At 40.0% G+C, this 13,168-nt stretch carries 12 protein-coding genes; 7 read left to right on the top strand and 5 right to left on the bottom strand.

All coding sequences use genetic code 11. The features are described from left to right. Positions 1-105: 105 nt before the first annotated feature. Positions 106-1,212, bottom strand: a complete 1,107-nt coding sequence (locus BCU94_RS13300; protein WP_102437323.1) for an AI-2E family transporter — start codon at positions 1,210-1,212, stop codon at positions 106-108. 69 nt (positions 1,213-1,281) lie between these two features. After that, positions 1,282-1,515 carry a sulfurtransferase TusA family protein gene (locus BCU94_RS13295; protein ID WP_102437321.1) on the bottom strand — a complete coding sequence of 78 codons (234 nt, stop codon included), beginning with the start codon at positions 1,513-1,515 and terminating at the stop codon, positions 1,282-1,284. Between the two features lie 180 nt (positions 1,516-1,695). Between BCU94_RS13295 and BCU94_RS13290 the strand changes: the two genes are divergently transcribed. The 4 genes from BCU94_RS13290 to BCU94_RS13275 all read left to right on the top strand — a co-directional run bounded on the left by BCU94_RS13290 (position 1,696) and on the right by BCU94_RS13275 (position 6,136). After that, the gene (locus tag BCU94_RS13290; RefSeq protein WP_102476650.1) at positions 1,696-3,105 is read left to right on the top strand and encodes a M48 family metalloprotease; all 1,410 of its coding nucleotides are present in this window, start codon (positions 1,696-1,698) and stop codon (positions 3,103-3,105) included. 97 nt (positions 3,106-3,202) lie between these two features. Next, positions 3,203-3,553 (top strand): arsenate reductase (glutaredoxin), encoded by a 351-nt coding sequence (gene arsC, locus BCU94_RS13285; protein ID WP_102476627.1) that lies wholly within the window; start codon positions 3,203-3,205, stop codon positions 3,551-3,553. 8 nt (positions 3,554-3,561) lie between these two features. Beyond that, the gene (locus tag BCU94_RS13280; RefSeq protein ID WP_102437317.1) at positions 3,562-3,939 is read left to right on the top strand and encodes a DUF2069 domain-containing protein; all 378 of its coding nucleotides are present in this window, start codon (positions 3,562-3,564) and stop codon (positions 3,937-3,939) included. Between the two features lie 247 nt (positions 3,940-4,186). Beyond that, positions 4,187-6,136: a hypothetical protein gene (locus BCU94_RS13275; protein WP_102476626.1), complete on the top strand. Its 1,950-nt coding sequence runs from the start codon at positions 4,187-4,189 to the stop codon at positions 6,134-6,136. 122 nt (positions 6,137-6,258) lie between these two features. Here the strand turns inward: BCU94_RS13275 and hda are convergent, their stop codons facing one another. Both hda and BCU94_RS13265 read right to left on the bottom strand, forming a co-directional pair. After that, entirely contained in the window at positions 6,259-6,969 is a 711-nt protein-coding gene (gene hda / locus BCU94_RS13270) for a DnaA inactivator Hda (protein WP_076537757.1), read from the bottom strand. A 53-nt stretch (positions 6,970-7,022) separates the two neighbouring features. Continuing rightward, positions 7,023-8,153 (bottom strand): DUF2066 domain-containing protein, encoded by a 1,131-nt coding sequence (locus tag BCU94_RS13265; protein WP_102476625.1) that lies wholly within the window; start codon positions 8,151-8,153, stop codon positions 7,023-7,025. Between the two features lie 186 nt (positions 8,154-8,339). Between BCU94_RS13265 and BCU94_RS13260 the strand changes: the two genes are divergently transcribed. Further along, positions 8,340-9,566, top strand: a complete 1,227-nt coding sequence (locus tag BCU94_RS13260) for a uracil-xanthine permease family protein (protein WP_102437312.1) — start codon at positions 8,340-8,342, stop codon at positions 9,564-9,566. 158 nt (positions 9,567-9,724) lie between these two features. Here the strand turns inward: BCU94_RS13260 and grxD are convergent, their stop codons facing one another. Next, the gene (gene grxD, locus BCU94_RS13255; RefSeq protein WP_076537750.1) at positions 9,725-10,066 is read right to left on the bottom strand and encodes a Grx4 family monothiol glutaredoxin; all 342 of its coding nucleotides are present in this window, start codon (positions 10,064-10,066) and stop codon (positions 9,725-9,727) included. Positions 10,067-10,299: 233 nt separating this feature from the next. On the opposite strand from grxD, the gene sodB reads away from it, so the two are divergent. Next, positions 10,300-10,884, top strand: coding sequence for a superoxide dismutase [Fe] (gene sodB, locus BCU94_RS13250; RefSeq protein WP_102437310.1), 585 nt, complete (start codon positions 10,300-10,302; stop codon positions 10,882-10,884). Between the two features lie 316 nt (positions 10,885-11,200). Then, positions 11,201-13,135: a PrkA family serine protein kinase gene (locus tag BCU94_RS13245; protein ID WP_102437308.1), complete on the top strand. Its 1,935-nt coding sequence runs from the start codon at positions 11,201-11,203 to the stop codon at positions 13,133-13,135. Positions 13,136-13,168: the final 33 nt, after the last annotated feature.

The raw sequence follows: 13,168 nt of genomic DNA, 5'->3' as shown, positions 1-13,168 counted from the left end.
GCAGTAGTCATTCGCTTTTTGTAGTTTTCTCTAAATTTATACAAACTATGCCAGTTGAATTAGAGCAGTAGCTTGGCTCAGTTTTAACAGGTTTTGAGTGTCTATTTAGGATTTTGAAACAGATGAAGTCTCTTTATCTAAAGCTAAACTGTTGTTTTGATTACTACTGTTAGGCCAAGCATTAATCACCGCTTTTACCAGTGACGCTAATGGAATTGCAAAGAATACCCCCCACACGCCCCATAAGCCGCCAAAAACCAACACCGCGGCAATAATCATCACTGGGTGTAAATCCACTGCATCAGAAAATAATATTGGCACCAACACATTACCATCAAGGGCTTGGATTATCCCGTAACCAATCATCACATAACCAAATTCAGGGCTTACGCCCCACTGAACAAAGGCCACTAACGCTATGGGTAATGTCACCAGGGTCGCGCCAACATAGGGGATCAATACGGATAAACCCGTTAGCACCCCTAACAATGCTGAGTAACGCAGTCCCATAATGGCAAAAAATACGTAGCTCACAGTACCAATGATGACAATCTCAATCACTTTTCCGCGAATGTAATTAAAAATTTGTTGGTCCATTTCAAACCAAACTTTACGAGCTAAATCACGATTATTAGGAAAAAAACGTTTACTGCTTTTCAGTAACTGATCTTTATCTTTTAAGAAGAAAAACACCAATAACGGCACTAGAATCACGTATACCATCAATACCAGTAGCGAGGCAGAGTAACCTAAAAGTTGTTTGCCTATATCAAATAAATGCTGGGTATCAACTAACTTTTTAAGCTCTATTACCATGGCATCAATTTGTTCAATGCTGACATATTGTGGGTAATCAACCGTTAATGCCTTAAGTGACTGCATCCCGGTATCGATCATTATCGGTAAGTCCGTAGCTAAGGCAACTCCTTGACGCCATAAGCTAGGGATAAGCCCAAATGCGACTAATACCATAAGGCCGACAAATAACACTAAGATCAGTGAGGCGCCGACTGTGCGATTAATACCAAATTTCGCTATTTGCGCCACAGGCCATTCAAGTAAAAAAGCTAAAATGAGTGCTACAAACAATGGCGCAAGTAAGCCACCAGCAAAATATATTAATAGCCCGATCCCCAATAAAATAAATAATAATGTAATTGCATGTGGATCACTAAAGCGCGCTTTATACCAATCACCTAAAAATGAAAGCATTTTGTTCCTTAAACAGTGTCACAGAAGACTGAGTCATATTAAGAGTTAACTAATCTTAAGTCAGCCTAATTATTCAGTTAAATTGTTACCTTTCGTAACCATAAAAGACAGAGAGTTAGGGCTTTCATCAGTTATTTTGAGCTGATAACCCATTTTTTTTAAAAACTGCGGAACATCTCGACGTGAACCAGAGTCAGAGATACTGAAAGATAGCGATTCACCGAGCTTGAGCTTCTTCAATGCCAACTTGATTTGTACCAAAGGATACGGGCATTGATATGCAGTTAAATCAATTAATTTCATTATAAATTTGCTTAAAAAATTCTCTAGCCATTATCCTAGCAAGGATAGTAAAGTACAAGTAATTCGCTTTAGCTTAAATTGCTTACCACCCTATTTAAATAATTATAATAAAGGTTACATTTGCGCAAATTATCGTTTACCCAATTCTCAAAAAGTGTTGTAACAACTGCAGTTGCCTTAATGCTAACCGCTGGTGTGGCAAAAAGCTTTGCCAGTAACAATCTTCCCGATCTTGGTACTGCCGCAGTCAATACCTTTAGTTTAGAAAAAGAAATGGTATATGGCGATGCCTATATGCGGGTCATTCGTTCATCAGCACCTATTGTTAGTGATCCTGTGCTGAATCAATATATGTCAGAACTTGGCAATAAACTGGTTGCCCACGCCACTGGAGTAAAAACACCCTTTTACTTTTTCTTATTAAAAAATGATGAAATTAACGCCTTTGCTTTTTTCGGAGGCCATGTAGGCGTACATACTGGCTTATTTCTTAATGCCGACACAGAAAGCGAATTAGCCTCTGTACTTGCCCATGAAATTACTCACGTAACGCAACGTCACTTAGCCCGTTCGTTAGAAGCACAAGAAAAAAGTTCTACTGCTACTATTGTGGGGATGTTAGGGGCGATTTTATTAACCATTGCTGCGCCACAAGCAGGTATGGCAGCGTTAGCTACAACCCAAGCGTTATCTACACAATCACGCATTAACTACACACGTTTACATGAAAGAGAAGCTGATAGAATTGGCATGCAAACGCTCGCAGCTGCGGGATTTGACCCCAATGGCGCCGCCGATTTTTTCTCTAAGCTTGCTATACGCTATCGCTTTACTACTACGCCACCGCAAATGCTACTGACTCACCCATTACCCGAGTCACGTATTACCGATGCCCGTAACCGCGCAACCCAGTTTCCTCATCGATATATCCCTGATCAGTTAAACTACCAACTTGCTAAAGCGCGTATTCAAGTGCGCTTTTCAAGTTACAGTGAACAAGCGGCTTTATCTATGTTTGAGCAGCAACTAAAAAAAGAAAGCTATAGCTTTAAAAGTGCTGCACTTTATGGGAAAGCATTGGCTCTATTTAGAGCGAAACGCTTTACTGAAGCAGAAGATATTATCGATGACTTGTTAGCAAATAAGCCAAACAATCTGTTTTATATTGATACTAAAACTGATTTGTTAGTTCAAAAGAAAGATTTTGACGGCGCCATTGAGATGTTATTGCATCACAATAAGCTTAAACCTATGTCGCAAGTAATTTCAGCTAACCTTGCCAACGTGTATGTGGAAGCTGAACAACCCGAAAAAGCCATTCCGCTATTAGAAGATCTTATATTTCTAGATAAGCAAAATATATTGCCTTATCAAATTTTAACTCAGGCCTATCGCAAAATGGGTAATAAGGCACTTGAATATTATACTAATGCTGAAGTCATGGCCTTAGCGGCCAATTATGATGGCGCGATTGATCAACTTAACTATGCCTATCGCCACTCAGAAGGCCAATCGTTACAAGTTGCCAGAATTGAGGCGAGGATCCGCCAATTTAGACAAGCTAAACGTGAGCTTGACGCTCTCAAATAATTACCGCTAAGCAATGGTGAGTTAAGTTATCAGATAGCTAACCATTGCTTAGATTTTTTTGTTAATATGCCCCAAAATATAAAAAAGAAGCAATCTAATGACAACTGTTACCCTTTATCATAACCCTCGCTGTTCAAAAAGCCGCCAAACCCTTGCGTTACTAGAAGCACAAAATGTTCAAATAAACATTGTTGAATATTTAAAAAACGTTCCTTCTAGCGACGAAATTAGCGCTATTTTAGCCATGTTAGCAATCAGTCCAAGAGAGCTAATGCGCACTAAAGAAATCGAATACAAAGAACAAAACCTTGCGGATGTTAATTTAACCGATGAGCAATTAATCAACGCCATGATTAACACCCCTAAATTAATTGAGCGCCCTATTGCTATTGCAAACGGCAAAGCTGCAGTAGGTCGACCACCTGAAAATGTGTTAGCCATTTTGTGAGAATAACCATGACAACACATACCTTATTTCAACTATGCCGTGTGGGCTATGTCTCATTATTAATGCTGCTTACTGGCTGGTTTATCCAGCAAGGCATGACAGGTGAATATTCATTAGCCTTTAATTTGTTATGGATAGCCCCTTTGTTACTGCCCATTAAAGGGATATTAACGGGTAAGCCATACACTTATGCCTGGGCAAGTTTCATTTTATGCTTATACCTTTTACATGGACTAACCCTGCTGTATGTCACAGAAGATGCATTATATTTTGCGCTTATTGAATCTGTACTTATTAGCGCACTGTTAGTCGCTTTTCCTTTTTATGCCCGCCTACGTGGTAGAGAACTAGGCTTAGGTTTAAAGAAAAAGTCCAAAGACCAATAATATAAGCTTGCTACTTATAAACGAAATTACTTAAGCGCCTTTGGGCGCTTTTTTATTTAAAAACAGCAAATCACTTCGCCATAACCAAGCACCTAGTAAGTGACAAGTAGATAAAAAGATAAGTAAGTAACAAGTAAAGAAAAGGTTACCAAATAGTTTCACCGTTCTTTTTGCAAGCAAGACTCCATGCTATATTGATTTTTGATAACATTTTTAGATTAGAATGCAAAAGCAACGGAGATTGTGTATGAAAAATAACATGGCTATTACAGCTATACTCGCCTCAGTGACTTTTCTGTCAGCCTGTGGCGGTAGCTCTGACTCATCTTCGCCAGGAGCCCCTGAAACCACATTGCCCATCAATGTCTGCGAAACCAGCTCCGGTTTAACAACCGTTAATAATGGCACAGAATTGAATTTTAATGTTGAACAGCAATATTACGTCAATCAATCCGCCAGTATTACTGTTGGGGTCAGTAACCAAAACAGCAACGACTACCAGTTTAACTGGCAACAAACTGCAGGACCTGCATTAGATATCAGCTCAGAAAACAGCCCAGTGCTGGCATTTTATATTCCTGAAGCTGCAGACTATAGCTTCACTGTCGAGGCAACCAGTGGCCAAATTTCTTACAGCGACAAAATTTCCATCAGTGCTGCGCAAATGTCGCAACAGTTAAATGTCTATAGCGATCATCAAGTTGTTGCAGGTAATGATGTCAGCCTGCGCCTTGGTCAGATCAACAACCAAGTGCCATCTAACATACAATGGTGTTATTTTTCAGACCAACAAATTAGCCTTGATTTAACCAATGCAGAAAGGCCACTATTTACCGCACCAGATAATATTGCAGAAGATACCTTTGTTGGCCTTAAAGTGACCGCAGACTTTGCCGGTGAAACCTTAACCGATGAAGTCTTTGTATTAGTGACGAAACAAAACGCCATCACCTCGCCCTACTTTGATAGCCCCATCGCTAAAACCTATGCCTATAACAGTGCATCACCTTATGCAATTAACGCGCAGCGGTGTGTTTACTCTAACCAGTTAAACCAAACGTGTGAGCTCAATGACTTGCCGTTAATTGGTCAGCAATTAGATTCAGAAACCATTGCTGATGTCATGGATAGAGTGGTTGTTTCCCATGACTGGATGGGCCGAAACTTTGAGCAATTTTTAACTGAAGCGGATCCTAACAGTGATTTTATCAAGTTATTACAATCAGTAAGCGCAGTTGTCATTAGCTATGATATTAGACCATCATTTTACTGGGTGGCTACGGGCGCTATTTACCTCGACCCTGAGTATTTATGGTTAAGCCCGACGGAAAGAGACACCATCAATGAAGCACCTGATTATCGTAGTGACTTTGGTAACGATTTAAAATTTATTATGCCGTGGCGTTATGTGAAAAATAATGACTATGTATCTATTAGTTATGATCGGGCAATCCGTCAATCGCGCACTATTGCAGATCTTACACCGCGCTTAGCCAGTTTGATGTATCACGAATTAGCTCACGCTAATGACTTTTTCCCGCGTTCGACCCATAGCCAGTTACAAGGCCCGACTTTAATTGATGACTTCTATCGTAGAGCAAATAGCAATTCACTGGTATCTGATCAATTGCAGAATATTGAGCCATTAACCAGCGCTGAAATGTATGGTTTAGCCGCCGTCAGCTTTTTAGGTGAAACCGCTGACGCAACTCAAAAAGCCTATGTACCTAGTGATGTCACTAGCTTCTTTTTGACCGATTATGCTAATGATTTTTATAACTACTCGTCGACTCGTGAAGACGCCGCAATGTTGTTTGAAGAAGCCTTTATGAGTCATCGTTATCAAATTCAAAGGGATGTGGCAGTCACAGATACCGATAACTTAATCGTAGATTGGGGGCAGCGAGGCCGCATTGGCGCAGACGAACTCTCAACCCGAGCTGCATTTGTTATTAATCAAATGATGCCTGAAGTAGATGGTGAATCGTTATTAAATGGCTTACCTGCGCCAATAAACATGATTGCCGGCCAAGATTGGTTTGATAATGTCGATATATCACCCGCTTTATCTAGGTCAATGTCCAGAGTTACCACTATGTCTAACATCAGTGCGAACTCTACAGCCGTGACATTGCATAATAGACCCGCTATACAAGTGGGTCGTGAGCACAGAGATATGCCTATACCTTCGCGTTAACCAAATCAGAAAATAACCAATTTTTTGTGACTACCAATAAAAAACCACCTTAATCGGTGGTTTTTTATTTTAGATTGTAAGCTTTCATAAAAGCGTAAAACTCAATTATAAAAAATTGTCACTTACAATCGCAGCATTTCTTTAATGAAAGGAATCGTCAATTTACGTTGATGCACCATAGAAGCTTTATCTAGCTTATCAAGCACATCGAATAAGGTACGTAAGTCTCGAGCCATGCGAGTTAACAGAAAGCGCCCCACCTCATCAGAAAGCTGCAAACCACGCATCGCTGCACGCCGCTGTAATGCCACTAACTTTTCTTCGTCTGCCATGGGTTGTAATTGATATATCAAGCCCCACTGCATCCGTGAAATTAAATCAGGTAATGCAAAACCAGCTTCAGTTGGTGATGAGGTGCCACTTACAATCAAGCGACAATCTTGCTGCTCTTCAATACGATTGTATAAATGGAACAGCGCCTCTTCCCATATTGGGTGTCCTGCAATGGCATCAATATCATCGATACAAATTAGTTGTAACGACTCAATACCTTCAAATAGCTCAGGAGAAATACTGGCATGAATGCCAAGTGGGATATATAAAGTACGGCGCTCTAAATCGTTCGCGTGCGCACAAGCTGCGTGCATTAAGTGAGTACGGCCAGATTTTACCGGACCATATAAATACAAACTAGAAGCAAGGCTGCCTTCAGCGGCAGCCTGTAGCTTTTGGATTAACTCATCGTTACCTACTGCAGGGTAATAACTCTGAAATGTTTCATCATCAGGTAAATAAACTGGTAACGATAATTGTTTTGGTGAGTTTTGGGTCACTCAAAAATTCTCTAATAATTAATACAAGCGACAGTTAGTATAACACACTCAATCTAATGCCATTGATAGATTAATGACACTGTTGTTTCAGAATCTAGATTAGGATCAACATTATTGATACTGTTTTCTTGCCCAGCGTTTAAATTGGGTGGAACCACTGTGTTAACAGTATCAATTTGCGTCAGTCTTTTATTAATACTCAGTAATTTTTCTAAATCGCTGGCATCACCAAATAACGATAAGTTGTAAGTAACGGTATCAGCTTTAAACTGGCTTAAACTCACCGACTTAATCGCACTTAATTGGGTTAAGTAAGCTTCAATGTCAACTAATTGCGCCATAGTTTGAACCCCTACTAAGGTTAACTTAGTTTGGGCGCTGTTTCCTGAGTCAGCGAAGGCATATTGGCTAACAAAATATCCCGCTAACCTTGATAAGATTTCATCTGTTGCTTGCTCGTAATCCGCGACTTCTGCTTGGTGGTTAATTAAAGGCTGCATAACACCGCTAGCATTGCCTTTATCAAATAAAGCTACATTAAAGCGCACAAAACCGCCCACTTGATCAATATCGGCCATGGCAAAATAGTCCGCTTGGTAGCGTTTTGATGCATTGGCAACCACATCGGCAAACATGCCTCGTACATCAGAGACATTAACTTGCATCACATCGTCTAAATCCATCACAGGTAACAGGATTGGAATGCCTTTATTATTGGCATCTAAATCGATTTGCGTTCTAATATCAGATTCAGCTGCATCCGCTAAAATAGCTCTATCGCCAGCATTTTCGATAGACATCCATAACAAAGTTGATGGGCGTTGGCGGCCCCACACTGGTAATTCTGCTTCACGAAGGGCCGAAATAATACGTTTATGATCAAAGTTTGCCTTTAACACTAACTCATCATCCACTTGGCTGTAGCCGTATTGAGTCAGTAAGGATTCAGGCTTGTTAATAAGACTTTTAATCAATGGGTGTTCAAGCACTGAAGTTAAGCCCGAATTCTTTATAAATACAGTGGATAGCGCTTGTTTTAAGGCAACTTGTCGTTCATTTGTGGCTCGAGAAGTTACCACAACATCAGCTTCATCGAGTAAAGCGATTTCAGCAGCAATAACAGCAAAGCTGTTTAGGGCAAACACACAACCAATAACAATGAACTGAATTAAAAGTTTTAACATGGCAAAGTAAACGCAATCTAAGAAAAGTGTTCGAAGTGTAGCATATTAATTTTACTTCTAAAATTACATTACAGTGCTGTAATTTGCAGCAAAAGGCTGTTAAAGATGATCTAAAATACAGACATTATTAGCAATTTCACTTATCTTAAATTCGAAACTCTCATTTATAATAAACATAGGATTTATATGAAACGCTTGTTCATACCCTTACAGGGCGCACAAATGCTGTTTGTTGCATTTGGTGCCTTAGTATTAATGCCATTGTTAAGTGGGCTTGATACAAGTGTCGCCCTATTCACTGCCGGATTTGGCACATTGTTATTTCAAATCATCACTAAGCGCCAAGTGCCTATTTTTTTAGCCTCATCATTCGCGTTTATAGCGCCAATTATGTATGGGGTACAAACATGGGGCATTCCCGCCACAATGGGTGGACTCATGGTGGCAGGTTTCGTTTATGTGCTGTTAGGTTTGATGGTCAAGGTCAAAGGGAGTGGCTTTATTCATAAGCTTTTACCTCCGGTTGTTGTTGGGCCTGTCATTATCATTATCGGTTTGGGCCTTGCGCCTATGGCCGTTAACATGGCGCTGGGTAAAACAGGTGACGGTAGTAGCGTTATTGTTGAACAAGAAATTGCACTATTTATCGCGCTAATGTCATTAGCGACCACTGTGTTAATTGCCGTTTTTGCCAAAGGTGTGCTTAAGCTAATGCCGATCCTTGCCGGTATTTTGGTGGGTTACGGCTTTAGCTTGGCGTTCGGTATTGTTGATTTTAGTCCAGTTGCGCAGGCAAGTTGGCTTTCTGTTCCCAAATTTGTTGCCCCTGAATTTCACTGGCAAGCGATACTGTTTATGATCCCCGTAGCCATAGCGCCAGCCGTTGAGCATATTGGCGACTTATTAGCGATTTCAAATGTGACAGGTAAGGATTACTTTAAAAAGCCTGGGCTACACCGTACGTTAACGGGTGATGGCGTGGCCACCATTGCGGCCTCAGCACTAGGCGGACCACCAAACACTACCTACAGTGAAGTCACTGGCGCAGTAACACTGACAAAAAACTTTGACCCGCGAATAATGACTTGGACTGCTATCACGGCGATCACGTTAGCGTTTATTGGTAAATTAGGCGCATTGATGCAAACAATTCCGTTACCCGTTATGGGCGGCATTATGTGTTTATTATTTGGCTCCATCGCCGCAGTTGGCTTAAATACCTTAATTAGAAATCAGGTAGATTTAAATGAGCCACGTAATCTCAGCATTGTTGGGGTGACTTTAGTGTTCGGTATTGGGGGAATGGCTTTTGGTATTGGTGAGTTTAGCCTGACAGGCATTAGCCTATGTGGCTTAGTGGCGATTGTAATGAATTTAGTCTTACCTATGCCAAAAGAGCCTCAAGCCGATTAAGTTTTAATTCCATATTACTATTGTAGGCAACAAATTATAGGCAACAAAAAACCCTTAATTTAAGAAAATTAAGGGTTTTTACTTTAAAAGTTCATCTATTTTGCGTTTAAGCTTTGAAAAATTCGAAGCTAACGCTTACAGGCGCAACAAAAAATGACTTATTCAGCGTCTTCTTCAGTGCGGAACTTATCAGCTGTTGCGGTGATCATTGGCTGTAACTCACCTTTTTGGTACATCTCAGTGATGATATCGCAACCACCGATAAGCTCACCTTCAATCCACAACTGTGGGAATGTCGGCCAATTAGCGAATTTTGGTAATTCAGCACGGATATCTGGATGCTGTAAAATGTCTACGAAAGCAAACTGCTCACCACAGTTGATCATCACTTGCGCGACTTGAGATGAAAAACCACAGCTTGGTAATTTTGGAGAGCCTTTCATATAAACAATGATAGGGTTTTCACTAATTTGCTGCTTAATTTTGTCTACTGTTTCCATTTTTATTCCTAAGTGCTACTTAATAATCTAAGGCTATTGTACGCCAGCTTTCATCATAACAAAATCCCACAGTTTGTAGGGTTTTGTTAGAAAATGATTTTTTCGATTGACTGTATCGACATATTTCATCAAACAATGATTCACATCACAAAAATTTTAAGTACAATGTCAGGGTGAGCATGTCATACCAAAAGGTATATAAAACGATAACCTAAGTCCATGGAGAGATACTAATGGCTTTCGAATTACCAGCATTACCATATGCTAAGAACGCACTTGTACCACATATTTCTGAAGAAACTATCGAATTCCATTACGGTAAGCATCACAACACTTATGTTGTTAAGCTTAATGGTCTTGTTGCAGGTACTGAATTTGAAAACAAAACCTTAGAAGAAGTTGTAAAAACTTCAACTGGTGGCGTATTCAACAATGCAGCTCAGATTTGGAACCACACTTTTTACTGGAACTGTCTAGCGCCTAATGCTGGCGGTGCTCCAACGGGTGCTATCGCTGAAGCAATTAATGCAGCTTTCGGCTCATTTGAAGAATTCAAAGCGAAATTTACTGATTCTGCAGTAAACAACTTTGGTAGTGCTTGGACTTGGTTAGTTAAAAATGCTGACGGTTCTGTGGCTATTGTTAACACAAGCAATGCTGCGACTCCTTTAACTGACGAGTCAGTAACACCATTGATGACTGTTGATGTTTGGGAACACGCTTATTACATCGATTACCGTAACGTTCGCCCTAACTACCTAGCTGCTTTCTGGGAATTAGTTAACTGGGAATTCGTTAACGCAAACTTCGCTGGCTAAATGCTAACAAGTTTACAATGAGATGAATAAAAGGAGCTAATTAGCTCCTTTTTTATTGGTTCATGTTTAGTGTTTCTGTTTTATCGTTACTGCTCAAACCGACCAACTACATTTGCAACAGTTGCATTTGCAACGTTTTATCTTTGTTTTTATTAGAATTTTTTACAATTCCCTATTCGCTAATCTCAAATCCCTGACCTAGACTTTATCTAACGGCCATTAAAAAGCACTACTATTTTGTTTAAATTAAAATCGGCTTAACACCATAAATGCGCTGTCACTCAAGTACTTTCACCTTAGTTTAAAGGGGTTTCTTATGGGCATATTCGAACATTACCAACAACGTTATGAGCAAAAACTAGACGAAGAATACTCACTGCAGCAGTTTCTTGAAATCTGTAAGGAAGACAGAAGTGCTTATGTGTCGGCGGCCGAACGGATGTTAATGGCCATCGGTGAATCTAAAACCATCGATACTTCAAAAGATCCTAAACTCAGTAGAATTTTTTCAAATAGATTAATTTCTTACTATCCAAGCTTTACTGATTTTTATGGCATGGAAGAGTCCATTGAACAAATTGTCTCTTACCTTAAACATTCTGCCCAAGGTCTAGAGGAATCAAAACAAATCCTCTATCTGTTAGGACCAGTAGGTGGTGGTAAATCATCATTAGCAGAAAAACTCAAAGCCTTAATGCAAAAGGTGCCTATTTACATCTTAAGTGCCAATGGCGTTCGCAGCCCCGTTAACGATCACCCTTTATGCTTATTTGATCCCGATGAAGATGCTGAGCTGCTAACTAACGAGTATGCGATTCCACCACGTTATATTAAAACCATCATGTCACCATGGGCAGTAAAACGTTTACATGAATTTGGTGGGGACATTACTAAATTTAAAGTAGTTAAGGTTTACCCTTCGATCTTAGATCAAACCGCTATCGCTAAAACCGAACCCGGTGATGAGAATAACCAAGATATTTCAGCATTGGTGGGTAAAGTTGATATTCGTCAGTTAGAGCATTTTTCACAAGATGACGCTGACGCTTATGCCTACTCGGGCGCATTATGCCGTGCGAACCAAGGGGTGATGGAGTTTGTGGAAATGTTTAAGGCTCCAATTAAGGTGTTGCATCCACTGCTTACAGCCACACAAGAAGGTAATTACAACGGTACAGAGGGCTTATCTGCCTTGCCATATAACGGTATGATTTTAGCTCACTCCAATGAGTCTGAGTGGACCACTTTTAGAAATAATAAAAACAATGAGGCATTTTTAGACCGAGTTTACATCGTAAAAGTGCCCTACTGTTTACGGGTCTCTGAAGAGATGGAAATTTATCAAAAATTACTGTCAAACTCCGAACTATCCAAAGCGCCTTGTGCCCCTGGCACCCTAGAAACTTTAGCTCAGTTCAGTATTCTGTCACGCTTAAAAGTACCTGAGAACTCCTCTATTTACTCCAAAATGCGCGTCTACAATGGTGAAACGTTAAAAGATACTGACCCTAAAGCCAAGTCGTACCAAGAGTATCGTGATTATGCCGGTGTCGATGAAGGAATGCAGGGGTTATCAACTCGTTTTGCATTCAAGATATTATCTAGAGTGTTTAACTTTGACGATACTGAAATTGCTGCAAACCCAGTACATCTATTTTATGTACTTGAAAAGCAAATCGAACAGGAACAATTCCCTGCAGAGTTAAGTGAAAAGTACCTCGAGTTTTTAAAAGGTTATCTCATTCCTAAGTATGTTGAATTTATCGGTAAAGAAATCCAAACCGCATACTTAGAGTCTTATTCAGAATATGGTCAGAACATCTTTGATAGATACGTCACTTATGCAGACTTTTGGATTCAAGATCAGGAGTTTAGAGATCCAGAAACTGGCCAATTATTTGACCGCTCAGCGCTAAATGCTGAATTAGAAAAAATCGAAAAACCAGCTGGTATCAGTAACCCTAAGGATTTTCGTAATGAGATCGTCAACTTTGTATTACGTGCTAGAGCCAATAATGACGGTAATAATCCACTGTGGACCAGTTACGAAAAGCTCAGAGTGGTGATTGAGAAAAAAATGTTCTCCAATACCGAAGATTTATTACCGGTTATTTCTTTTAACGCGAAAACCTCAGCAGATGATCAACGTAAACACGATGACTTTATCAATCGCATGATGGAAAAAGGCTATACCCAAAAACAAGTCAGATTACTTTCAGAGTGGTACTTGAGGGTACGTAAATCGTCATAAGTATTGCTAACTTTGCCCTTACCTTTATGCGCT

This window comes from Shewanella sp. 10N.286.52.C2 (genome assembly GCF_002874545.1).
GTDB lineage: Bacteria > Pseudomonadota > Gammaproteobacteria > Enterobacterales > Shewanellaceae > Shewanella.
The sequence above is the reverse complement of the archived record's forward strand: the minus strand, read 5'-3'. Positions and strand labels throughout refer to the sequence as shown.